Below are 23,018 nucleotides of genomic sequence, written 5' to 3' on the forward strand. Positions count from 1 at the left end.
CACAGAGGAGACAACCACACATGAGCACCCCCTCCCCGGCTGCCGCCACGCCCGCGGGCCCGGTCCGCGTCGCGCTCGTGGGCACGGGCAACATCGCCCGGTTCCACGCCGAGGCGCTGCGCTCCCTGCCGGAGCGGGCCGAGATCGTCGCCGCGGTCGACGTCGACACCGAGGCCCTGTCCGCGTTCCGGTCCCGTTTCGCCGTTCCGACCGGATACACCGATCTGACCGAGATGCTGGACCGGGAGCGGCCGGAGCTGGTGCACGTGTGCACGCCGCCCGGCCTGCACCGCCCCCAGGTGGAGGCCTGCCTGGGGGCGGGTGCGTCCGTGCTGGTGGAGAAGCCCCCCGCGCTGAGCCTGGCCGAGGCGGAGAGGATGGCGGCGGCCGAGGGCGGGGAGCGGGGGCCGTGGCTGGCCACGGTGTTCCAGCACCGCTTCGGCTCGGGCGCCCGGCGGGTACGGGCGCTGGCCCGGGCCGGCGTGCTGGGGCGTGCGCTGGTGGCGGCCTGCCACACCACGTGGTTCCGGCCCCAGGAGTACTTCGACGTGCCGTGGCGGGGCAGGTGGGAGACCGAGGGCGGCGGCCCGACCATGGGGCACGGCATCCACCAGATGGACCTTCTGCTCTCCCTGCTGGGCGAGTGGACGGAGGTGTCGGCCGTCGCCCGCCGCCAGGCGCGCGACGTCGAGACCGAGGACGTGTCGCTGGCCCGGGTGGACTTCGCCGACGGCGCGGTGGCCAGCGTGGTCAACAGCCTGGTCTCCCCCCAGGAGGAGAGCCGGATCCGGATCGACTTCGAGAGGGCCACCGTCGAACTGGTCCACCTGTACGGCTACGGCGACTCCGACTGGCGGATCACCCCGGCGCCCGGGTTCGAGGAGGAGGTCACGGCCGCCTGGGAGGGCGGGGAGCGGGGGACCGACAGCGGTCACCGCGCCCAGATCGCCCAGGTGCTGGCGGCGCTGCGCGAGGGCGCCGCGCCGCCGGTGACCTCCGCCGAGTCGCTGGACACGATGCGCCTGGTGGCGGGGATCTACGCCTCCGCCTTCCAGGGACGGCCCGTCGCCCCCGCCGACCTGGGACCGGAGTCCCCGTTCCACACCCGTATGGACGGCGGGGGCGTCCGGTGGTGACGCGCGCCGGATCCCGCCGCCGGGCCGGCGGACGCCGTCCGGCGGCCGCCACGAGGGGGGCACCGTGCTCCACTACGTGATACGCCGCGTGCTGTACATGATCCCGACCCTGTTCGCCATCTCGATCGTGGCGTTCCTGGTCATCCAGCTGCCCCCGGGCGACTACCTGACCGCCTACATCGCCGAGCTGTCCGCGCAGGGGCAGGGGGTGGACAGCGCGCAGATCCGCGCGCTGGAGGAGAGGTACGGGCTCGACGACCCCTTCTTCGTCCAGTACTGGAACTGGGTCTGCGGGATCGTCCTGGACGGCGACTTCGGGCAGTCCTTCCAGTACAACCGCGAGGTGTCCGGCCTGATGTGGGACCGGATCGGCCTCACCCTGGCCCTGGCCGTGGTCACGCTGCTGCTGAGCTGGGCGATCGCCTTCCCCTTCGGGGTGTACTCGGCGGTCCGCCAGTACTCGCTGGGCGACTACGCGGTGACCTTCGTCGGGTTCGTCGGCCTGGCCACCCCGAACTTCATGCTCGCGCTGATCTTCGCCTGGGTGTCCTACCGCTACTTCGGCGAGAGCGTGGGCGGCTTCGTCTCGCGCGAGTACGCCGACGCCGCCTGGAACCTGGGCAAGGTCCTGGACGTGCTGTCCAACCTGTGGATACCGGTGCTGATCATCGGCACCGCGGGCACCGCGGCGCTCATCCGGGTACTGCGCGCCAACCTCCTGGACGAGCTGCGCAAGCCCTACGTCACCACGGCACGCGCCAAGGGCCTGCCCGAGTGGCGGGTCGTCCTCAAGTACCCCGTGCGCATGTCGCTCAGCCCCTTCATCAGCACCATCGGCTGGATCCTGCCCACGCTCGTGGGCGGCGAGGTGATGGTCTCCATCGTGCTGAGCCTGGAGACGACCGGCCCGCTGCTGGTCGAGGCCCTGCGCAACCAGGACATGTACCTGGCGGGAAGCTTCATCCTCGTCCTCGGCGTGCTGACGGTCGTCGGCACCCTGCTGTCCGACCTGCTGCTGGCCTGGTGGGACCCGCGTATCCGCCACCACCACGTCGAGAGGGTGTGACCCATGGGAGCACTGCCCGACCGCCCCGCTCCCCCGGAGGCGTCCCGCGAACCCCTCACCGGGGCCGGGGCCCCCGACACGGAGCCCCGGACCGCCGGGGCCCCGCCGGGGGACGTGCCCCAGCGTGTGCTCGTCTGGCGGCGCTTCCGCCGCAGCAGGCTGGCCGTCGCCGGCGCGCTCGTGCTGTGCGCGCTCCTCCTGGTGTCGGTGTTCTCCGAGTTCCTCGCGCCCAGCACACCGGACGCCTACAACGCCGAACGCACCTACGCCCCGCCGCAGCGGCTCCACTTCGCGGACACCGCGGACGGCCTCGACCTGGGCATGTACGTGTACGACTACCAGGTGGAGCGCGACCCGGAGACGCTCGCCAACACCTACACCGTCGACGAGTCCACGAGGATCCCCGTCGGCCTGTTCGTGCGCGGCGAGCCCTACGAGCTGTGGGGCCTGATCCCCTCGGACGTCCACCTGATCGGCGCCGCCGACCCCGACCAGGACGTCTACCTGCTGGGCGCCGACCGCAACGGCCGCGACATGGCCTCCCGGATCATCTACGGCACACGGGTGTCGATGTCCATCGGCCTGGCCGGGGTGGCGCTGTCCTTCGTCCTCGGCCTCGTGCTCGGCGGACTCTCCGGCTACCTCGGCGGGCGCGTCGACAACGCCATCCAGCGCGTCATCGAGTTCCTGATGTCCATCCCCACCATCCCGCTGTGGATGGGCCTGTCCGCCGCCGTGCCCCGCGACTGGGGATCGGTGCAGACCTACGTCGCCATCACCGTGCTCCTCTCGCTCATCGGCTGGACCGACCTGGCGCGCGTGGTGCGCGGCCGGTTCCTGTCGCTGAGGCAGGAGGACTTCGTGACGGCCGCACGCCTGGACGGCTGCGGCACCGGCCGGATCATCGGCCGCCACATGCTGCCGTCCTTCACCAGCCACATCATCGCCTCACTGACCCTGGCCGTGCCGTTCATGATCCTGGCCGAGACCTCGCTGTCCTTCCTGGGGCTGGGGCTCCAGCCACCGGTCGTGAGCTGGGGCGTGCTCCTCCAGGAGGCGCAGAACATCCACTCGATCGCGGGCGCCCCCTGGCTCCTGCTGCCCGGTGCCGCGGTGACCGTGGCGGTGCTGGTGCTCAACTTCGTCGGCGACGGCGTCCGCGACGCCGCCGACCCGTACAGGTAGGGAGGTGGCCGCCGTGACGACCGACACCCGCGACGACGTCGTCCTGGACATCCAGGGCCTCCGGACGTACTTCACCACCGACGACACCGTGGTCCGCGCCGTGGACGGGGTGGACCTGTCGGTCCGCCGGGGCAGCACGCTGTGCGTGGTCGGCGAGAGCGGCTGCGGCAAGAGCGCCATGGCCCGCTCCGTGCTGCAGCTGGTGGAACGGCCCGGCCGGGTGGTGGACGGCAGGGTCCTCCTGCACCCGGCCGAGGGCGGCGGCGAGCCCGTCGACCTGGCCGCGCTCCGCCCGACGGGGAGGAGGATCCGCTCGGTACGCGGCCGCGAGGTCGGCATGGTCTTCCAGGAACCCATGGCCTCGCTGTCCCTGGTGCACACCGTCGGCAACCAGATCGGCGAGTCCCTGCGCCTGCACCGGGACCTGTCCCGCGGGGAGGCCCGCGCGCGCTCCGTCGACCTGCTCGAACGGGTGCGGGTGCCCGGTGCCGAGCGCGTCGTGGACTCCTACCCCTTCCAGCTCTCCGGCGGGATGTGCCAGCGGGTCATGATCGCGATGGCGCTGGCGTGCGGCCCGCGCGTGCTCATCGCCGACGAGCCCACCACCGCCCTGGACGTGACCACCCAGGCCCAGATCCTCGACCTGTTCGCCGACCTGCGCCGCGACACCGGCATGGGCCTGCTGTTCATCACCCACGACATGGGCGTGGTCGCCGAGATCGCCGACGAGGTCGCCGTCATGTACCTGGGCACGGTGGTCGAGCAGGGCCCGGTGGACGAGGTCTTCCACGACCCCCGGCACCCCTACACCCGCGCCCTGCTGGAGGCCGTCCCCCGGATCGGCGCGGCCCGCTCGCGCCGCCTGCCCACCATCAGGGGCACCATCCCCGACCCGGGCCGCCAGCCCACCGGCTGCGTGTTCCGGACCCGCTGCCCCGAGGCCGTGGAGGGACTGTGCGACACCACCGTCCCCCCGGTCACCTCCCCGGGCCCCGGCCGCCGGGTGCGCTGCCTCCTGGACGAGGGGCCCGCACCCGAGGACGCCCCCGGCGGGGGAGACGCCGTCCCGACCGGCAAGGAGACCACCGATGCCGACTGAGACACCGACCGGCCCGCAGGCCCCCGCGCCGGCCGGACCCTTGGCCGCCCCCGCGTCCGGAGCCCCGGACGGAGCGCGGACCGAACCCGTCCTGAGCGTCCGCGGCCTGGAGGTGAACTACCCCGTGCGCGGACGCTCGCGGCGCGGCCCCCGCCACGTGCGGGCCGTCGCCGGGGTGGACCTGGACGTGTACCAGGGCGAGACCCTCGGCCTGGTCGGGGAGTCCGGGTGCGGCAAGACCACCCTGGGATCGAGCATCATGCGCGCTCGGCCCGAGGCCTCCGGAAGCATCCGCTACCGCGCGGCCGACGGCCGCGTCCTGGAGGCCCTGGACCTGTCCGGCGACGACACCGCCGCCTACCTGCGGGAGGTGCGGATGGTCTTCCAGGACCCGCACTCCTCCCTCAACCCCCGGATGACCCTGCGCGACATCGTCGGAGAGCCCCTGCGCATGCTGCTGGGGCTGCGGGGGGCGGAACTGGAGGCGCGCGTCCGCGAGGTCCTGGAGCGGGTGGGGCTGCACCCCGAGCACCTGCGCCGCTACCCGCACGCGTTCTCCGGCGGCCAGCGCCAGCGCGCGGCCATCGCCCGCGCCCTGGTCCCCGGCCCGCGCCTGGTCGTGGCCGACGAGGCGGTCAGCGCACTGGACACCTCCGTGCGCTCGCAGATCCTCAACCTCCTCCAGGACCTCCAGGACGATCTGGGCCTGACCTACCTGTTCGTCTCGCACGACCTGTCGGTGGTCGAGCACGTGTGCGACCGGGTCGCGGTCATGTACCTGGGCCGGATCGTGGAGGTCGCGCCCACCGGCGACCTGTTCGGGAAGCCGCTGCACCCCTACACCGAGGCGCTGATCTCCGCGGTGCCCGTCCCCGACCCGCGGCTGCGCGGCACCCGCGAGCGCGTCCGGCTCACCGGAGAGGTGCCCGACCCCTCGCGGCCGCCGGCCGGGTGCGCCTTCCACCCCCGGTGCCGGTACGCCACCGACCTGTGCGCCGACGAGGCGCCCGCGCCGCGCGCGACCGCGCCGGGCCGCACGGTCGCCTGCCACCACGCCGAGGAACTCGACCTGCTCGGGATCACCGGTCCCGACGCCACAGGCACCAACCCCCCGGCCCGCGCGACGCGGGAACCCCCCACGAAACAGGAGAAGAACCCATGAGACGACGGACGGCAGGCGGTACGAGGCGGTGGACGGGCGCCACCGCGGGCGCGGCGGCGGTCGTGATGACCGCCGGGTGCTCCTTCTTCTCCTTCGACCCCGACGTCGAGGGCGAGGGAGCCGCGGGCGGCACCGGCGAGGCGCCGATGCTCGCCGAACTCGTGGAGTCGGGCGACCTGCCGCCGCTGGAGGAGCGGCTGCCCGACGAGCCGCTGGTGGTGGAGCCCCACGACCGCGTCGGCGTGTACGGCGGCGAGTGGAACACCGCCATCCTCGGCGTGGGCGACTGGCCCTGGCTCGGCCGGACCGTGGGCTACGAGAACCTGAGCCGCTGGGACCCGGAGTGGGAGGAGGCGATCCCCAACCTCGCCGAGTCCTGGGAGTACAACGAGGACGCCACCGAGCTGACCTTCACCCTGCGCGCGGGCCTGCGCTGGTCCGACGGCGAGCCCTTCACCTCCGACGACGTCGTGTTCGCCTTCAACGACATCTTCAACAACGAGGACCTGACCCCGGTCGCGGCGTCCGAACCCGGCACGGCCGAGAAGGTCGACGAGCAGACCTTCACCATCACCTTCAGCGAGCCCGACGCCCTGTGGGCCGGGTCCGACCTCCTCCAGTACCAGGTGGTGACCAAGCCCAAGCACTACCTGGAGCGGTTCCACATCGACCACAACCCCGACGCCGACGAGCTGGCCGAGGAGGAGGGCTACACCGACTGGGTCGAGATGTTCGAGGACAAGGCGGGGGTGATCGACAGCGCCCGCTACTGGCAGAACCCCGACATACCCACCATGTACCCGTGGCAGGTCGTGGAGCCGCTGGCCGACTCCGGGCGCATGGTGCTGGAGCGCAACCCCTACTACTGGAAGGTCGACACCGAGGGCAACCAGCTGCCCTACATCGACCGGGTCGTCTTCGACATCCTCCCGGACGAGGAGGTCATGCTGGTCAGGGCCCTCAACGGCGAGTTCGACATGCACTCGCGGCACTTCAACACCCTGGAGAACCGGCCCGCCCTGGCCGAGGGGCGCGAGGCGGGCGGCTACGGGTTCTTCGAGCTCCAGCCCGCCGAGATGAACACCGCGATGATCTCCCTCAACCTCACCCACGAGGACGAGGAGCTGCGGCGGACCTTCAACGACCGCGACTTCCGGGTCGCGCTCTCCCACGCCGTCAACCGCCAGGACATCATCGACGTCGTCTACCGGGGCCAGGGCGAGCCCTGGCAGGGCGCGCCCCGTGAGAACAGCCCGTTCCACGACGAGGAGCTGGCCAAGCAGTACACCGAGTACGACCCCGACCTGGCCAACGAGATCCTCGACGAGGCGGGGTACGGCGAGCGCGGCTCCGACGGCTTCCGGCTGAGTCCGCGCGGCGAGAAGGTGAGCTTCACCCTGTCGGTGCCCACGGGCTTTCGCCCGGACATCGTGGACTCGATGGAGATGGTCGTGGGCTTCTGGCAGGAGCTCGACATCGACGTGGAGCTCAACACCGAGGACCGCTCGCTGTGGCAGAGCCGCCGGGAGAACAACGAGCACGACGCCAACGTGTGGTCGGGCGACAACGGCATGATGGACGCGATGTACGACCCGCGCTGGTACGCGCCCACCCAGAGCGGTGAGTCCAACTTCGGCATCCCGTGGGCCCAGTGGTACGTCTCCGACGGCCAGGACTCGCGCGCCCAGGAGCCCCCGGCCGAGGTGCGGGATCACCTGGAGCTCTACGACGCCGTCCAGGCCGAGCCCGACCCCGAGGCCCGTATCGAGCTGATGCGCGAGTTCCTGGCGGTCTCCCAGGAGCAGTTCTACGCCATGGGAGTCAGCCTGAGCCCGCCCGGCTACGGGATCGTCGCGAACCACTTCCACAACGTGCCCGAGTCGATGTACTCCTCCGGCAACTACAACGACCCCGGCCCGACCAACCCGGAGCAGTACTTCATCGAGGAGTGAGCACGACGCACTCCCTCCCACACGGCCACAGAAGGGTTGAGGACATGACCGCGAACACCGAGGCGACCACGGCCGACGGCGGCGAACCCGCCGCGAGCGGCCTGGGACTGGTCCACGAGCAGGGGCGCTCACTGCGCCTGACCCACGACGGCGGCGAGCTCTTCCGCTACGTGTACCGGCCCTGGGACGTCCAGCTGGAGGCGCCGCGCCCCTACCTCCATCCGATCCGCACCCTGGGCGGGGACACCGTCAGCCTCTACCGGCCGCACGACCACGTGTGGCACAAGGGGATCGCCTGGTCCCTGCCCAACGTGGGACCGGCCAACTTCTGGGGCGGCCCCACCTACCTCCGGGACTCGGGGTACCGGCAGCTCGCCAACGACGGCTCGACAGAGCACCGCTCCTTCGACCGGATCGAGACCTCACCGGAACGGGTCTCGATCGGTGAACGGCTGGAGTGGGTGACCGAGCAGGGCGAGACCTGGTTCTCCGAACGGCGGGGGCTGCGGGTGACCGCGGCCCCCGACCGGGGGGCGTGGACCCTGGTGTTCACGACCTCGTTCACCAACCTGACCGGCGGGGCGGTCCCCTTCGGCAGCCCCACCACCGAGGGGAGGCCCAACGCCGGGTACGGAGGGCTGTTCTGGCGCGGACCCCGCTCCTTCAGCGGGGGCCGGGTCCACGCCGAGGGACGGGAGGGCGACGACGACCTCATGGGGACGCGCTCGCCCTGGCTGGGCTTCGTCGGCCGCCACGACGGTACGAACGGGGCGTCCACGCTGGTGTTCGTGGACGCCCCGGACAACCCCGGCCACCCCGTGAAGTGGTTCGTGCGCAGCGGGATCTTCGCCTGCGTGTGCCCGGCGCCGTTCTTCGACGAGGTGGTGACCGTCGACGCGGGGGACACCCTCGCCTACCGGTACGCGGTCGTCGTCGCCGACGGCGACCGGGGCGGGGAGGGCGCCAAGGTCCTCGCCGACATGGGCCTGGGAGAGCTGGAACGGGAGGCGGACGAGAGCGCCGCGGCGGGCGCCGCCGGGAACGCGGGACCCGGGGAGGCGCGGTGAAGGGTCCGCGTGTCCCCGGGTTCCCCGGCGGCACCGCCGTCTCCCACCTGCGGGTCTACGACTGGCCGGCGGCCGACGGGCTCGCGGGCGGCTCGCCGCACCTGCACACCGCCTCGGCGGAGGGGTACGTGGTGCTGCGGGGCGAGGGCGTCCTGGAGAGCCTCAGCGGAGCCGGGTTCCAGCAGACCCCGCTGCGTCCCGGCAGCCTGCTGTGGTTCACGCCGGGGACCGTGCACCGGCTGGTCAACGACAGCGGGGACCTGGAGATCCTGGTCGTCATGCAGAACGCGGGCCTGCCGGAGTCGGGTGACGCCGTGCTCACCTACCCCGCCAAGGTCCTGATCGATCCGGACGCCTACCGCCGGGCCACCGTGCTGCCCCAGGCCGTCACCTCGGCCGAGCGGGCGGCACGGGAACGCCGCGACCTCGCCGTGGAGGGCTACCTGGAGCTGCGCGCGCGGGTGGAGCGCGAGGGCCCGCGGGCTCTGGAGGGGCTGTACAGGGCCGCGGTGGAACTGGTCCGCGAACGGGCCGCCGGGTGGCACCACCACGTCGAGCGGGGTCCGGTCCACCAGGCGCGGACCACCGTGCGGCACCTGGAGGCGCTGGCCGACGGTGACGGGGAGCACCTCGTGGAGTCCGCCGTCTACACCGCCGACACCCCCTCCGGGCCGCTCCGCAGCGGTATGTGCGGGCACCTGAGGGTGTGGGACCTCGACGGCGCCAGGAGGGTCGGCTGAGCGAACCGGGATGAGAGCGGATCGGGGGTCCGCGAAGCCGGGGCCGGTACCGGAAGCGTCCGGGTAGGGGGCGCTGCCCGGTGCCGGCCCCTTCCGGTGCCGCGGCGGCGCCTCGTGGAGGCTCCCGCGGCGCCGTCGCGCGCCCCGGGACGCCGCTGCGTCCGGGCCCTTGGTGCCCCCCCGGCAGGAACCCCGGGAACGCGAGAACCCGGCGAGGGGCGTCTGGCGGCCTCCGCCGGGTAGCGTGGTCCCACGGGTCCCGAAGAGAAGTCGCGGGCCGCCGACAAGCCGACCGGAGGCCAGCGAGCAGCAACCCGCGGTGTCCGGGGGCACGGGGGTCGTCCCCCGAAAGAAAAAGCGGGCCGCCGGCAAGCTGACCTGAGGTCAGCGAGCAGCAACCCGCGTAGAGTGGGCGAGGAGGGATTTGAACCCTCACATCCTTTCGGACACACGGACCTGAACCGTGCGCGTCTACCGTTCCGCCACCCGCCCGAGTGACTCGTATGCAGTTGTGTTGCCAGGTGATCCGGGCTTTCCGTCCGGTTCCCCCTGGCGACATGAACAAGGCTAGCACGGTCTGGAGGTGGGTCGCACACGCATTCCGGTCCGCCGGCCGCGGGGCCCCGCGGGGCCCTCCCGGGGGTGCGCCTGAAACCAGGGGGCCCCTGACCCGGTTACGATCGTCTACACATACGAAGTGGAGTACAAAAGGGAGGTACCTCGTGGGAGTGCTCCAACGCTTCGAGCGCAGGCTTGAGGGCATGATCGAAGGCACCTTCGCGATGGCCTTCAAGTCCGAGCTCCAACCGGTCGAGGTGGCGAGCGCCGTCCAGCGTGAGATGGACGAGCGTGCGGCGATCGTCGCCCAGGGCCGCACCCTGGTCCCGAACGACTTCATCGTCGAACTGGCCGCCAGCGACAAGGAGCGCCTGGAAGTCTACGCCGACAGCCTGGGGCAGGAACTGTCCAAGCTGGCACGCGACTACGCGACGGAGCAGGGCTACTCCTTCGTGGGTCCGGTACGTGTCCACTTCAGGTCCGACGAGGGCCTCAAGACGGGCCGCTTCCGGATCCGCTCCGGCGTCGTCCGCGGCACCATGGTCGGCAAGGACGGCGAGGTCCGCCAGCCCGTGGTCGATCCCGGCCCGTCCGGGGTCCAGCACCAGGCAGGCCGTCCGCGCCTGCTGATCTCCCCCGGCGGCGCCGCCACCGAGGGCAGCATCTCCAGCCACGGCATGCAGCAGTCCTTCGAGCTGACCACCCCGGTGACCCTCCTCGGTCGCGGCACCGACTGCGACCTCCGCCTGGTCGACAACGGCGTCTCCCGCCACCACGTGGAGATCCGCCTGGACGGCGACGAGGCGATCCTGGTGGACAAGGGATCGACGAACGGGACCTTCGTCAACGGGCAGCAGGTCAGGCAGGCCCGCCTCGTGGACGGAAGCAGGATCAGCCTGGGCCGTACCACGATGACGTTCCGCCGCGACTGACACCCCGGCGGGACCGACCGATCAGACCCGACAGGACCGCAACCAACAGCGTTCCGTCGGCGTCTGACAGGTCGAAATCCCGAGGCAGGCCGAATGCGGACCCGCTGTCGGATATCCGGCCGGGAGGGTAGTCTCCGCGAAGACCTGACCGATCGGGCACAATGGTCGCGGCCGAAAGGCGCGACCGGCGACCTCGACACTCACCGACACGAAGGTGGGGAAGAACGGTGGCGGCGCAGATGACCGCCACCCCGGCCGAAGCACGACAGGGGCTGAAGAGCAGTTCGATGTCCAACTTGACCCTCATATTGATCAAGATCGCGTATCTCGCGGTGCTTTGGCTGTTCGTCCTCACTGCGATCGGTGTGATCCGTACGGATCTCTTCGGCTCCTCCAAGAAGAAGCCGCGGAGGAAACCCCGTCCCGCCCCCCGCTCCGCCCCGCGCCGGGAGGCACCCGCCTCGTCGCACCCGCCCCGGCCGCCGCGCTCACGCCGCAACGAGCCCACCGCCCTGGTCGTGACCCAGGGCTCGCTCAAGGGGACCACCGTCGACCTGGGTTCCCAGCCCATCCTCATCGGACGTGCTCCGGACTCCACGCTCGTCATCACCGACGACTACGCGTCCGGACGCCACGCGCGCGTCTACTCCGACAACGGCCGCTGGTTCGTGGAGGACCTCAACTCGACGAACGGCACCTACCTCGGCCAGCAGAAGCTGAACCGCCCTCAGCCCATCACGGTGGGTCAGCCCATCCGTATCGGCAAAACCGTCCTGGAACTGCGCAAATGACAATCGCTCTCCGATACGCGGCGTACTCCGACGTAGGATGCCTCCGCGAAGGCAACGAAGACTCCGGCTACGCCGGCCAGCACCTCCTCGCGGTCGCCGACGGCATGGGCGGTTACGCGGGCGGCGAGGTGGCCAGCTCCATCGCGATCTCCTCGATCCGCCGCCTCGACTTCGAGTCCCCGAGGTCCGACGAGATGGCCGAGGTGCTCCAGCAGGCCGTCGAGCAGGCCAACGCCTCCCTCTCGCGCAGGATCATGGAGGAGCCCCAGCTCGAGAACATGGGCACCACCCTGACGGCCATGCTCTGGGCCGGTTCCCGGGTGGCGCTCATCCACATCGGCGACTCCCGCGCCTACCTGATGCGCGGATCCCGCTTCGAGCAGATCACCCACGACCACACCCTGGTGCAGACCCTGGTGGACGAGGGCAAGATCACCGAGGAGGAGGTCGCCACCCATCCGCAGCGGTCCCTCATCCTGCGCGCCCTGGACGGCAAGAGCCCGGTCGACCCCGACATCTCCATCAGCGAGGCCAAGCCCGGCGACCGCTACCTGCTCTGCTCCGACGGGCTCTCCGGCGTGGTGAGCAAGAAGACCATCCACGAGACCCTCGCCACCGAGGCCGATCCGCGAGGCGCGGCCAAGAAGCTCATCGAGCTGGCCATCCGCGGGGGCGGCCCGGACAACATCACCGCGGTCGTCGCCGACGTCATCGAAACCGAGACCGACCGCGAGGGCCCCACCAGCTCCGCCCAGATCGTCGGCGCCGCCGACCAGCGCCGCGAGCACGACGACCAGGGCAACGACAGCCCGGCCAGACGGGCCCAGGAGCTGCGCGGCGGCGGTGACACCGCCGAGATGGACCCCGTGCGGGACGAGGTCCCGGCCGAGGCCCCCTACGCCGCGGCCCCCGGACACCACGAGCCCTACGACGACGACTACGACGACTACGAGGCCCCGCCGGCAGCCCGGCGGGGCCGTCCGGAACCGGAGGGCGGGTACCGCACCAGGCGCTGGTGGCCGATGGTGCTGGTGTTCGTGGTCGTGGTCGCCGTCGTCGCGGGCGCCACCTACTATTTCGGCCGCCAGTACGTGGACAGCCAGTACTACGTGGGCCCCTCCCCCTCCGGGGACACCGTCAGCATCTACCAGGGCATCAACACCGACATCGCGGGCTTCAGCCTGTCGGAGGAGATCGAGGACACCCGGATCTCCCTGGACTCGCTCCCGGAGGCCGACCGCGGCGCCGTGGAGAACACCCTGCCCGCGGAGAACCTGGACGACGCGCGCGAGCGCGTCGACATGCTCGGCCAGGACACGGCGACCGAGGAAGGGTCCGGGTGAGTCGGCTTGAGTAGCACCTCCGCTCCCGAGGCACCGACCGCGTTGCCGCCCGTCAAGCGGCGCAACGCCGAACTGGTCCTCATCGCCTTCGCCATCGGCATCACCATGGCGGGCATCGCGCTGGCGGGCATCAACCTCAACGGCCGGGTCCCCGCCGCGATATGGACGGTGGGCCTGACCTTCGGCGCCTTGTCGGCCGCCGCCCACGTGGCGATGCGGTTCCTGGCTCCCTACGCCGACCCGCTGATCCTGCCGTGCACGCTGTTCCTCAACGGGATCGGCGTGGCGATGATCTGGCGGATCCAGGCGGGCGAGGCCGAGGACATCGAGCGCGCCGGCGTCGGCATGCAGCTGGTCTGGACGGCGGTCGGCCTGATCTGCTGCTTCCTCATCATCATCTTCCTCAAGGACCCGCGCGTCCTGCAGCGCTACACCTACATCAGCGGCCTGGTCGCGATCATCCTGCTCGCGCTCCCGGCCATCCCCGGCCTGGGCAAGGAGGTCTACGGCGCCCGCCTGTGGATCGGCATCGGCCCGTTCACCATGCAGCCGTCGGAGTTCGCCAAGATCGCGCTGGTGGTCTTCCTGGCGTCCTACCTGATGAGCAAACGCCAGGTACTGCAGATCGTCGGCAAGCCGATCAAGCTGGGCCGCTTCACGCTCATCGAGCTGCCCCGGGCCCGCGACCTGGCGCCGATCCTGGTCGGCTGGGTACTGGCCATCGGCATGCTGGTGCTCCTGCGCGACCTGGGCACCTCGCTGCTGCTCTTCGGCACCTTCCTGGCGATGCTGTACGTGGCCACCCAGCGCTCCTCGTGGGTGACCATCGGCCTGGTCCTGTTCGCCGGCGGAGCGTCCGTGGCCTATCTGCTCTTCTGGCACGTCCGGGCCCGCGTCAACATCTGGCTCAACGCCTTCGACCGGGAGGTCTACGACGCGGTCGGCGGCAGCGCGCAGCTGGTGCAGGGGCTGGTGGGCATGGCCTACGGCGGCCTCTTCGGCACCGGCCTCGGCGCGGGGGAGCTGTACAGCACCTTCGCCGCCGACAGCGACCTCATCCTCGCCACGATCGGCGAGGAGCTGGGCGTGACCGGACTGCTCGCCATCCTGCTGGTCCTCGGCCTGCTGGTGGAGCGCGGCATGCGCATCGCCCTGGCGGCCACCGGGGCGTTCAACAAGCTGCTGGCCAGCGGCGTCGCCTTCCTTCTCGCCTACCAGGTCTTCATCGTCCTGGGCGGGCTGACCCGGGTCATCCCACTGACCGGTTCCACCACACCGTTCATGGCGGCCGGCGGCTCCGCCCTGATGGCGAGCTGGATCATGATGGGCATCCTGCTCCGCATCAGCGACAACGCCCGCCGCCCCGCACCACAGGCCATCCAGGACGAGGGCGCGACCCAGGTGATCCAACGATGAACACACCGATCCGCAGACTCAGCATCTTCTCGCTGCTCCTGCTCCTGGTCCTGATGCTCAACGTCACCTGGATCCAGGGCTTCCAGGCCCAGGCCATCCGTGACGATCCGCTCAACACGCGCAAGTTCAGCGAGCGCCTGAGCGAGGCCCGCGGCCCCATCCAGGTGGCGGGGGAGAACGTGGCCGAGTCGAACAACATCGCCGAGGAGGGCAAGCCCCCGCGGTACCAGCGCGAGTACGTCGGCGGCGGCCTGTACACGCCGGTCGTCGGCTCCTTCCGCACCTACGGCGCCTCGGGCATCGAGGCCACCGAGAACTCGCTGCTCGACGGCTCCGACGAGCGCCTGGCGGTGCGCAACTTCCGCGACATCATCACCGGCCGCGAGCCCGAGGGCGCCCAGGTCCAGCTGACCCTGGACCCCGAGGTGCAAAAGGCGGGCTACGAGGGTTTCCAGGCCCTGGGCGGCAAGAACGGCGCGGCCGTCGCGCTCGACCCCGGGACGGGGGCGATCCTGGGCGCGGTCTCCTTCCCGTCCTACGACGCCAACGACGTCTCCAGCATCACCGACACCGAACAGGCCGTGGAGAACTACACGGAGCTGGAGAACGACCCGCGCAAGCCACTGCTGAACCGGGCCCTCAACGAGCGCTACCCGCCGGGCTCGACGTTCAAGGTGGTGACCGCCTCGGCGGCCATGGAGTACCTGGACGCGGGTCCGGACAGCACCATGGACGCGCCCGACAACCTGGACCTGGGCAGGAACCTGCCCAACGCCACCCCGGGCGGCACCTGCAACGGCGGCCAGCCGGACACCCTGGCGCACTCGATCAAGATCTCCTGCAACACCTCGATGGCCAACTGGGCGATCGAGGTCGGAGGCCAGAACCTGGCGGACCAGGCCGCCGCGTACGGGTTCCACCCCAGCGCCGAGGCGGCGGAGTCGGCGGAGGAGCTCACCGTCCCGATGTCGGTGACCCCGAGCTACGCCCCCGTGGAGACCGACCCCAACATCCTCGGACGCGCGGGCATCGGCCAGTCCAACGTGGAGGCGACCCCGCTGCAGATGGCGATGGTCGCCTCGGGTGTGGCCAACTCGGGTGAGGTCATGCGACCCTACGTGGTGGACACCGTGCGCGACTCGGACCTGTCGGTGGTCACCCAGACCAGTCCGCAGAGCTACTCCCAGGCGGTCAGCGCCAGCACGGCCGAGGAGCTCACCGAGATGATGCTCGGCGTCACCCAGGAGGGTGGCTCGGGCACCAACGCCGCCATCCCCGGCGTGGAGGTCGCCGGCAAGACCGGTACCGCGGAGACCGGGGAGGGCAACGACACCCACAACTGGTTCATCGGCTTCGCCCCGGCCGACGACCCGCAGATCGCGGTCGCGGTCGTGGTCGAGTTCGGAGGCGGCAGCGGTAACCAGCTGGCGGCCCCGATCGCCCGTCAGATGATGGAGGCAGCGGTTCTGTAGTGGACGCCTACGAGCCATCTCCCCAGAACGGTCCCGGTGGGCTCACCGGGACCGTTCTGAGTGACCGTTACCGCCTGGAGGAGCAGATCGGCTCCGGCGGCATGGGCACGGTCTGGAAGGCCACCGACACCCTTCTCAGCCGCCCCGTCGCGGTGAAGCTGCTGCATCCCTCGCAGATGGCCGAGCCCACGGCCAGGGAGCGGTTCCGTACGGAGGGCCGGATCACCGCCGGCCTCTCCCATCCCGGGATCGCCCAGGTCTACGACTACGGCGAGGAGGAGGGCCGCGCGTTCCTGATCATGGAGCTCGTGGTCGGCGAACCGCTCTCCCAGGTGCTGCGGGAGAACGGACACCTCACCCCGGACCAGACCCTGGACTTCGTCTGCCAGGCTGCCCAGGCCCTGGCCGCCGCGCACGCGCGCGGCGTGGTGCACCGCGACATCAAGCCGGGGAACCTGCTGGTCACCGCCGACGGCCAGCTCAAACTCACCGACTTCGGCATCGCCAGGGGCGACATGTCGGTCACCCTCACCCAGACCGGCATGGTCATGGGCACCGCCCAGTACATCTCGCCGGAGCAGGCCTCCGGCAGGCCCGCGACCTCCTCCTCCGACCTCTACGCGCTCGGGGTCGTGGCCTACGAGTGCCTGGCCGGGACGCCGCCGTTCACCGGCGACACCCCTGTGGCACTGGCGCTGGCGCACACCCGCGAGGATCCGCCGGAACTGCCCGACGACATCCCGGCGGACGTCGAGCACCTGGTGTCCTCACTGCTGCTGAAGGATCCGGAGGAGCGTCCCTCGTCGGCCAGCGAGGTGGCGCACCTGGCCGCGGTGATCCGCTCCAACTCCGGCACCGGACCGCCGACGCCCGCCGCGGGGTTCGAGGGCATGGCCCAGACCGCGGTGGTGGGCGCGGTCCCCGAGCCCGTCTCGGGCGCCGTGCCGCGCCGGAGCGGCGGACAGGCGACCGTCCCCCCTGACCTGGGAGGGGACTCCGCTACCCTGTCCGGAGGGCGGGAGCGCCGCATCAGCGCTTCCGTGGTCATGGCGGTGATCACCGCGACCGTCCTGATCGCGGCCGCGGTACTGGCGGGGTTCGTGTTCGGCGACAGGAGCCCGGCCAGCAACGTACGCGAGGCCGTCGACCCTCCGCCCGCGACCTCCTCCCCGTCCTCGGACGACACGGACAACCCCGAGGACGACACCACCTCGGAGGAGGCTCCCGTGGTCCCCGACGAGGAGACCGGCTGGTCCACGGACCCCCGGGAACCCGTCGAGAGCCCCGCCCCCGGGGAGGGAGAGGACGAGGCCAGTCCCTCCCCCGAGAACGGGGACGAGGACGGGGACGAGGACGGAGGCGGGGACCAGGACGGCGATCCGGGCAGGGAGAGCCCTCCGCCGGAGGATCCCGGCAACGAGAACCCCGGTGATCCTCCACCGCCCACCGGCGGAGGAAACGGCGGGGACGACGGGGGCAGCGGGGGCGGCGGAGACACTCCTCCGGGCAACGGCGGAGGAAGCGGCGAAAGCGGAACCACATCATAGACACCATGAGCGAGAGACGTTCAGGGTAGGCGGCGGCCCGCGGGCGGCCTCCGGAAGACACGAGGATCAGTACACGACATGTCCCAGCCCCGGCTCCTTGGCGGACGCTACGAGCTCGACACCATCGTCGGGCGCGGCGGCATGGCCGAGGTCTACCGCGCACGCGACCTGCGCCTCGACCGGCTCGTCGCCATCAAGACCCTCAAACACGACATGGCCCGCGACCACGTGTTCCAGGCGCGGTTCCGGCGGGAGGCCCAGTCGGCGGCCTCCCTGAACCATCCCGCCATCATCGCGGTGTACGACACCGGCGAGGACATGATCGACGGGGTGTCCATCCCGTACATCGTCATGGAGTACGTGGACGGGCGGACCCTCAAGGAGCTTCTGGACGACGACCGCCGCCTGCTGCCGGAGCGCTCGGCGGAACTGGTCGACGGGATCCTCAAGGCTCTGGAGTACAGCCACGACAACGGGATCGTCCACCGCGACATCAAGCCCGCCAACGTGATGCTGACCCGCAGCGCCGAGGTCAAGGTGATGGACTTCGGCATCGCCCGGTCGATGGGGGACGACCAGGCGACGATGACCCAGACCTCCCAGGTCATCGGCACCGCCCAGTACCTGTCCCCGGAGCAGGCGCGCGGCGAGCGGGTGGATCCGCGCAGCGACATCTACTCCACCGGCTGCGTACTCTACGAACTGCTCACCGGCCGCCCGCCGTTCACCGGCGACTCCCCCGTCTCGATCGCCTACCAGCACGTGCGCGAGGACCCGATCCCGCCGAGCGAGGTGGACCCGCAGGTCCCCGAGTGGCTGGAGGACATCACCCTGCGGGCGATGACCAAGAACCGCGAGGAGCGGTACCAGAACGCGGCCGAGATGCGCGCGGACATCCAGCGCGGTCTGGCCGGGATGCCCACCCAGGCGGGCACCATGGCCATGGCGGCGGCCGGGGCCACGACGGCGATGCCTCCCGCGCCCGGCGACCGGTACGACGACTACGACGACTACGACGACGGCTACGACGACCGGTACGACGACCGCGGCAAGGGCGGAGCCGGCAAGACCGCGCTGTGGGTCCTGCTCGGCGTCGGCGTGATCGCCTCCCTGGCGCTGGTGTTCTTCCTGATCAACATGAACCCCGGTCCGGAGACCGCCAAGGTGCCGGACGTGGCCGGGTCCACGGCCGAGGAGGCGCAGACCGAGCTCGGCGATGCGGGCTTCGACGACACCAGGGTCGAACAGCGGGCGGACGCGGAGGTCGAGGAGGGCCGGGTCATCGAGACCGACCCGGCCGCGGACGAGGACGTGCCGCTGACCGAGGAGATCGTCCTGTACGTCTCCAGCGGGCCGGACGCCGTCCAAATCCCGTCGGTGGAGGGCCAGAGCGAGTCCGAGGCGACGAGCACGCTGGAGGGCGCGGGCTTCGAGAACATCTCCACCGAGCCGCAGGCCCACGACAGCGTGCCCGAGGGCAACGCGATCGGCACCGACCCTTCCGCCGGCGAGGCGGTCGCCCCGGACACCGAGATCAGGCTGCTGGTCTCCTCCGGCCCCGACGAGGTGGCGGTCCCCGACCTGCTCGGCATGACCCAGTCGGGCGCCCAGTCGGCCCTGGAGCAGCGCGGGCTGAGCGCCTCCTTCACGGAGGAGCCGAGCACGGAGGGCCCGGTGGGCACGGTCATCAGGCAGGACCCCCAGAACGGGCAGTCGGTGGCGCCGGGGAGCACGGTGAACGTCGTGCTCGCGGCCGAGCCGGAGACGGAGGAGCCCCCGCCCGGCAACGGCGAGCAGTCGCCCCCGGGCAACGGGGAGGAGCCCCCGCCCGGCAACGGCGGGCAGTCGCCCCCGGGCAACGGGGACGGGGACGACGACGACGGCTTCGAGTTCCCCTAGCCGAGGCGGCCGGACGAGGGCCGAGGCGGTCGGGGACGGCCGGACGAGATGGCGGGTCGTGTCGCACGCGGGTGCGGCACGGCCCGTCCGCGTACCGGGGTGTACCCCTTCCGTGGTGCGGGGCGACCCGCCGGCCGTACCTCCCCGTGGTGCGGGGCGACCCAACGGTGACGGGGGCCTCTTCTGGGGCGTAGACTGTGCTTTCGTTGACGAACCCGCCCCACGTACTGGAGCAGCGACCGTGCCCAAGTCCCGCAGCGATCGCAAGAAGAAGGCCGTCTACACGCCTCCTCCTTCGAAGGAGAAGCCCAAGGTCAGTCCGCGCTGGCTGGTCCCGACGATGCTGGGCTTCTTCGCCTTGGGCATTCTCTGGATCGCGGTCTACTACATCGCGGGTGCCCAGGTCCCCTACATGCAGGACTGGCACAACTGGAACCTGCTGATCGGATTCAGCGGGATCATCGTGGCCGTCATCCTGTCCACGCGCTGGCACTGACCTCGCGGCGGTCGGCGGGCGCGCCCTTTCGAGGATCGGCGCGGGTGCTCCCCCCACGTGGACACACGCACCCGCGCTGAGCTGAGTTGAACAGCACCGACACACGTTTTCCACAGGGTTATCCACAGGCTGTGGGTAGCTCTCCTCGTCATGCCCGCAGGCGGTGGCGCCGCTCGCCGTACACGCGGGACACGGGAGAGCGGGCGAAGGGCGACGGGAGACGGTAAGGGCCCCGGAGGAGACTCCCCCAGGGCCCGTCCGGCCGGTGTCCCCGTCGTCAGCCGAGGACGATCAGCGGCGCCGTGGCGACCAGGGCCGCGAGCAGCGCCGCGAACGCCAGCGCCAGCAGGACGTGTGTGACCGTGCGGGCCGTGTTCCCCGAGGACCTGCCGGGCAGGTAGGCGAACACGGCACCGAGGAGGAGCCCGGCGACCAGTCCGCCGATGTGCGCGGTCCAGGAGATGTTCGGGACCACGAAGGTCAGAACGAGGTTGACCGCCAGCAGGACACCGATCATGCGCAGGTCCAGGCCCAGCCGCCTGCCGATGACGAACACCGCCCCGAAGAGGGCGAAGATCGCGCCGGAGGCGCCGACCGAGAACTGGTAGGGCTCCACCAGGAGGCTGAGCACCGACCCCGCGAGCGCGCCGAGCACCCACAGGGCGAGGAAGCGGCCGTGTCCCAGCCAGCGCTCCAGCTGCGTTCCCAGGATGTACAGGGCGTACCCGTTGAACAGCAGGTGGAAGATGCCGCCGTGCAGGAACGCGGCCGTGATCAGCCGGTGCCACTCGCCGGCGATCACCCCGAGGAGGGTTCCGTCCTCCGTCTGGCCGAGGCCGAGCATGGCGAAGTCCCAGACCAGCGGTGAGGCACCCGCCTGGCCGACCGGCTGGGAGGTGCCCAGCTGGGCTATGAACCCCGCCACCATCATGCCCAGGAGCGCCCACGTCACGTAGGGCTTGGCCACGGCCCTGCCCCCGAACGCCGTCCGTGCCCGGCGCATCCCACGGTTCCCCTCCGAGACGCAGCCGGGGCACTGGAAGCCCACGGACGCCTCGACCATGCAGTCCGGGCAGATGGGCCGCTCGCACCTGCTGCAGCTGACTCCGGTCTCCCGGTCGGAGTGCCGGTAGCAGGTGCGCGAGGCCCGGGGTTCCGGTTCCGGTGAGGCTCCGGACGGCGGCGGGGGTGCGCTCATGAGCGGGTTCTTCCTCCTCGGGATATGAGCACCGTCGCCGCTAGCGGCTGATCTCGATGCTGTTGACCACCACGTCCTCGCGCGGGCGGTCCTGGGAGTCGGTGGCGACCTGCGAGATCGCGGTGACCACCTCGGTGCCCTCGACGACCTCGCCGAAGATGGTGTGGCGGCCGTCGAGCCAGTACGGCTTGTCCACGGTGATGAAGAACTGCGAACCGTTGGTGCCCGGGCCCGCGTTGGCCATGGCCAGCAGGAACGGGCGGTCGAAGCGCAGGCTCGGGTGGATCTCGTCCTTGAAGGTGTAGCCGGGGCCGCCGCGGCCGGTACCGAGCGGGTCGCCGCCCTGGACCATGAAGCCGTCGATGACGCGGTGGAAGATCGTGCCCTCGTACAGGCTGCTGTTGGACGGCTTACCCGTGGTGGGGTCCATCCACTGCTTCGTCCCCTCGGCCAGGCCGATGAAGTTGGCGACCGTCTCCGGCGCCTCCTCCTCGAACAGCTTGACGACGATGGTTCCCTTTGAGGTGTTCAGCCGCGCGGTGGGCTGACCCGTGGAGTCCGACACCTACGTGCCTTTCGGTCGACTTCGTTTACGTGCTCACGTTACCCGTCCGCGTCCCGGGCTCGGCCTGCGCCGGTCGCCGCGGCAGCGGGGTTCGTCCGGTGCGGTGGGATCTGTGGGGGTCTGCTCGATTTGGCGGAGGCCTGTGGAGGTCTGCTGGGTTCGGCGGGGAGTCGCGCGGTTCGGTACGGGGCCCGTTCGACTCGGTGCAGGGTTCGTTAGATCCGGCCTGGACCTGCGCGGTTCGGTACGGGGTTCACTCGGTGCGGCTCGGGGCCCGTTCGGCGCGGCGGGGTTTCGGACTCGCACAAGGGGAAGCCTTGGGGGCAAACGCGAGGAGAAAACCCGCCGGGCAGTGTCGAAACGTAGATCACACCCGGAGAGGACGTATGTTGAGATAACACCCGGGTAACGGGTAAGGACGACGGGGAATCCGCCCGTGTGGCACCGATCGTCGGCCACCCGGGTGGGGACCGCAGAACCGGTGAATGATCGAAGGAGCTGACGACGTGCCTATCACTTCCAAGCGACGCAAGGCACGCAAGGAGGCGGAGATTACCCTCGCCCTCGCCCGCCTGCAGGACCTGGCCAGGGAACAGGCCGACAGGATCGGCCCGTACGCCGACCAGGCGCGCGACCAGGCCGCCCTGAAGCTCCTCCAGGCCCGCGGATGGACCGCGCCACGGCTGGAGAGCGCCGCACTGCGTGTGGAGGACACCGTGGCGCCGCGCGTGGCCGGGGCGCTCAGCGCCGCCGCGCACCGCGTCAGCCCGGTCCAGGGCCGTCGCGGACTGCGACTGGGGCGGCGCCGGAACAAGCTCGGTGTCTCCCGCGGGGTCCTGATCGGGGGCGCCGCCGTGGTCGGCGGTCTGGTCGTGTACTCGCTCGTCCGCCTGCGCCAGGCGTCCCAGGACGCCGAGTGGCAGGAGCACCTGGACCAGGCGCGCGACCAGGTCCGCGAGACCAGGGAGAACCTGGAGGAGCGGGCGTCCAAGACGGCCGAGAAGGCCGGGGAGGGCGTCGAGGAGACCGTCAAGACGGCCAAGAGCAAGGGCAAGGAGACCGTTCGCACGGCCACGGGCGGCAACCGGGCCAAGGAGAACGGTCAGCCCGGCCGCTAAGGACGCCGTGATGGCGGACGACGAATGACGGATGCCGGTTACCGGACGGCGGACACCGGATGCCGGACGGCGGATGACGGATACCAGATGCCGGGTGTCGGAACGAAGACGAGATAACGACGGGATACGGGCCGCCGTGTCGGATGGGGCAGGAGTCCCTCCTGCGGGCCGGTCCCTCCCCCCGCCGGGGCGGTCCCTTCCGCCCCGGCCTCGTCGTGTCCGGGACCGCCGTGTCCGGACTCCGCCCCGAGGGACCGCGCTCTGGGGACCGTCTGC

The 23,018-nt window shown here is 71.1% G+C and carries 19 protein-coding genes and 1 tRNA gene; 17 read left to right on the forward strand and 3 right to left on the reverse strand.

Annotation, left to right across the window (positions count from 1 at the left end; all coding sequences use genetic code 11):
- Window positions 1-20 precede the first annotated feature (20 nt).
- From A6A08_RS08365 to A6A08_RS08400, 8 genes are all read left to right on the forward strand, one after another.
- Window positions 21-1,136 (forward strand): Gfo/Idh/MocA family protein, encoded by a 1,116-nt coding sequence (locus A6A08_RS08365; protein ID WP_073701970.1) that lies wholly within the window; start codon window positions 21-23, stop codon window positions 1,134-1,136.
- Window positions 1,137-1,200: 64 nt separating this feature from the next.
- Complete coding sequence (locus A6A08_RS08370) at window positions 1,201-2,202, forward strand: ABC transporter permease (protein WP_143181716.1); 1,002 nt, start codon at window positions 1,201-1,203, stop codon at window positions 2,200-2,202.
- A gap of 3 nt (window positions 2,203-2,205) precedes the next feature.
- Window positions 2,206-3,387 (forward strand): ABC transporter permease, encoded by a 1,182-nt coding sequence (locus A6A08_RS08375; protein WP_073701971.1) that lies wholly within the window; start codon window positions 2,206-2,208, stop codon window positions 3,385-3,387.
- Window positions 3,388-3,400: 13 nt separating this feature from the next.
- Window positions 3,401-4,486 (forward strand): ABC transporter ATP-binding protein, encoded by a 1,086-nt coding sequence (locus A6A08_RS08380; RefSeq protein ID WP_242422184.1) that lies wholly within the window; start codon window positions 3,401-3,403, stop codon window positions 4,484-4,486.
- The gene (locus tag A6A08_RS08385) at window positions 4,476-5,648 is read left to right on the forward strand and encodes an ABC transporter ATP-binding protein (protein ID WP_073701973.1); all 1,173 of its coding nucleotides are present in this window, start codon (window positions 4,476-4,478) and stop codon (window positions 5,646-5,648) included. The genes A6A08_RS08380 and A6A08_RS08385 overlap by 11 nt, the downstream gene beginning before the upstream one ends.
- Before the next feature lie 65 nt (window positions 5,649-5,713).
- Entirely contained in the window at window positions 5,714-7,600 is a 1,887-nt protein-coding gene (locus A6A08_RS08390) for an ABC transporter substrate-binding protein (RefSeq protein WP_073701974.1), read from the forward strand.
- 44 nt (window positions 7,601-7,644) lie between these two features.
- The gene (locus A6A08_RS08395; protein WP_073701975.1) at window positions 7,645-8,667 is read left to right on the forward strand and encodes a PmoA family protein; all 1,023 of its coding nucleotides are present in this window, start codon (window positions 7,645-7,647) and stop codon (window positions 8,665-8,667) included.
- A complete protein-coding gene (locus tag A6A08_RS08400) occupies window positions 8,664-9,407 on the forward strand; it encodes a cupin domain-containing protein (RefSeq protein WP_073701976.1) in 744 nt (247 codons plus the stop codon). Before A6A08_RS08395 ends, A6A08_RS08400 begins: the two co-directional genes overlap by 4 nt.
- Before the next feature lie 409 nt (window positions 9,408-9,816).
- Here the strand turns inward: A6A08_RS08400 and A6A08_RS08405 are convergent.
- Window positions 9,817-9,899 (reverse strand) — tRNA-Leu (locus tag A6A08_RS08405).
- A 236-nt stretch (window positions 9,900-10,135) separates the two neighbouring features.
- Here A6A08_RS08405 and A6A08_RS08410 point away from each other — a divergent pair.
- The 8 genes from A6A08_RS08410 (at window position 10,136) to A6A08_RS08445 (ending at window position 19,861) form a co-directional block, all read left to right on the forward strand.
- The gene (locus tag A6A08_RS08410; protein ID WP_073701998.1) at window positions 10,136-10,897 is read left to right on the forward strand and encodes a DUF3662 and FHA domain-containing protein; all 762 of its coding nucleotides are present in this window, start codon (window positions 10,136-10,138) and stop codon (window positions 10,895-10,897) included.
- A 239-nt stretch (window positions 10,898-11,136) separates the two neighbouring features.
- The gene (locus A6A08_RS08415) at window positions 11,137-11,688 is read left to right on the forward strand and encodes an FHA domain-containing protein (RefSeq protein WP_073701999.1); all 552 of its coding nucleotides are present in this window, start codon (window positions 11,137-11,139) and stop codon (window positions 11,686-11,688) included.
- Window positions 11,685-13,031: a Stp1/IreP family PP2C-type Ser/Thr phosphatase gene (locus tag A6A08_RS08420; RefSeq protein WP_073701977.1), complete on the forward strand. Its 1,347-nt coding sequence runs from the start codon at window positions 11,685-11,687 to the stop codon at window positions 13,029-13,031. The genes A6A08_RS08415 and A6A08_RS08420 overlap by 4 nt, the downstream gene beginning before the upstream one ends.
- A 6-nt stretch (window positions 13,032-13,037) precedes the next feature.
- Window positions 13,038-14,447, forward strand: coding sequence for an FtsW/RodA/SpoVE family cell cycle protein (locus A6A08_RS08425; RefSeq protein ID WP_073701978.1), 1,410 nt, complete (start codon window positions 13,038-13,040; stop codon window positions 14,445-14,447).
- Window positions 14,444-15,919 (forward strand): penicillin-binding protein 2, encoded by a 1,476-nt coding sequence (locus A6A08_RS08430; protein ID WP_073701979.1) that lies wholly within the window; start codon window positions 14,444-14,446, stop codon window positions 15,917-15,919. The genes A6A08_RS08425 and A6A08_RS08430 overlap by 4 nt, the downstream gene beginning before the upstream one ends.
- Window positions 15,919-17,466 (forward strand): serine/threonine-protein kinase, encoded by a 1,548-nt coding sequence (locus A6A08_RS08435; RefSeq protein WP_073701980.1) that lies wholly within the window; start codon window positions 15,919-15,921, stop codon window positions 17,464-17,466. The genes A6A08_RS08430 and A6A08_RS08435 overlap by 1 nt, the downstream gene beginning before the upstream one ends.
- Before the next feature lie 78 nt (window positions 17,467-17,544).
- Window positions 17,545-19,365: a Stk1 family PASTA domain-containing Ser/Thr kinase gene (gene pknB, locus A6A08_RS08440; protein ID WP_073701981.1), complete on the forward strand. Its 1,821-nt coding sequence runs from the start codon at window positions 17,545-17,547 to the stop codon at window positions 19,363-19,365.
- Between the two features lie 241 nt (window positions 19,366-19,606).
- Window positions 19,607-19,861: a cell division protein CrgA gene (locus A6A08_RS08445; protein WP_073701982.1), complete on the forward strand. Its 255-nt coding sequence runs from the start codon at window positions 19,607-19,609 to the stop codon at window positions 19,859-19,861.
- Window positions 19,862-20,138: 277 nt separating this feature from the next.
- On the opposite strand, the gene A6A08_RS08450 is transcribed toward A6A08_RS08445, so the two are convergent.
- Window positions 20,139-21,059 (reverse strand): rhomboid family intramembrane serine protease, encoded by a 921-nt coding sequence (locus A6A08_RS08450; RefSeq protein ID WP_242422185.1) that lies wholly within the window; start codon window positions 21,057-21,059, stop codon window positions 20,139-20,141.
- 40 nt (window positions 21,060-21,099) lie between these two features.
- Entirely contained in the window at window positions 21,100-21,624 is a 525-nt protein-coding gene (locus A6A08_RS08455; protein ID WP_073701983.1) for a peptidylprolyl isomerase, read from the reverse strand.
- A 506-nt stretch (window positions 21,625-22,130) separates the two neighbouring features.
- Between A6A08_RS08455 and A6A08_RS08460 the strand changes: the two genes are divergently transcribed.
- Entirely contained in the window at window positions 22,131-22,742 is a 612-nt protein-coding gene (locus A6A08_RS08460; protein WP_073701984.1) for a hypothetical protein, read from the forward strand.
- Window positions 22,743-23,018: the final 276 nt, after the last annotated feature.

Origin of the sequence: Nocardiopsis sp. TSRI0078, assembly GCF_001905145.1 — a bacterium.
Taxonomy (GTDB): Bacteria; Actinomycetota; Actinomycetes; order Streptosporangiales; family Streptosporangiaceae; genus Nocardiopsis.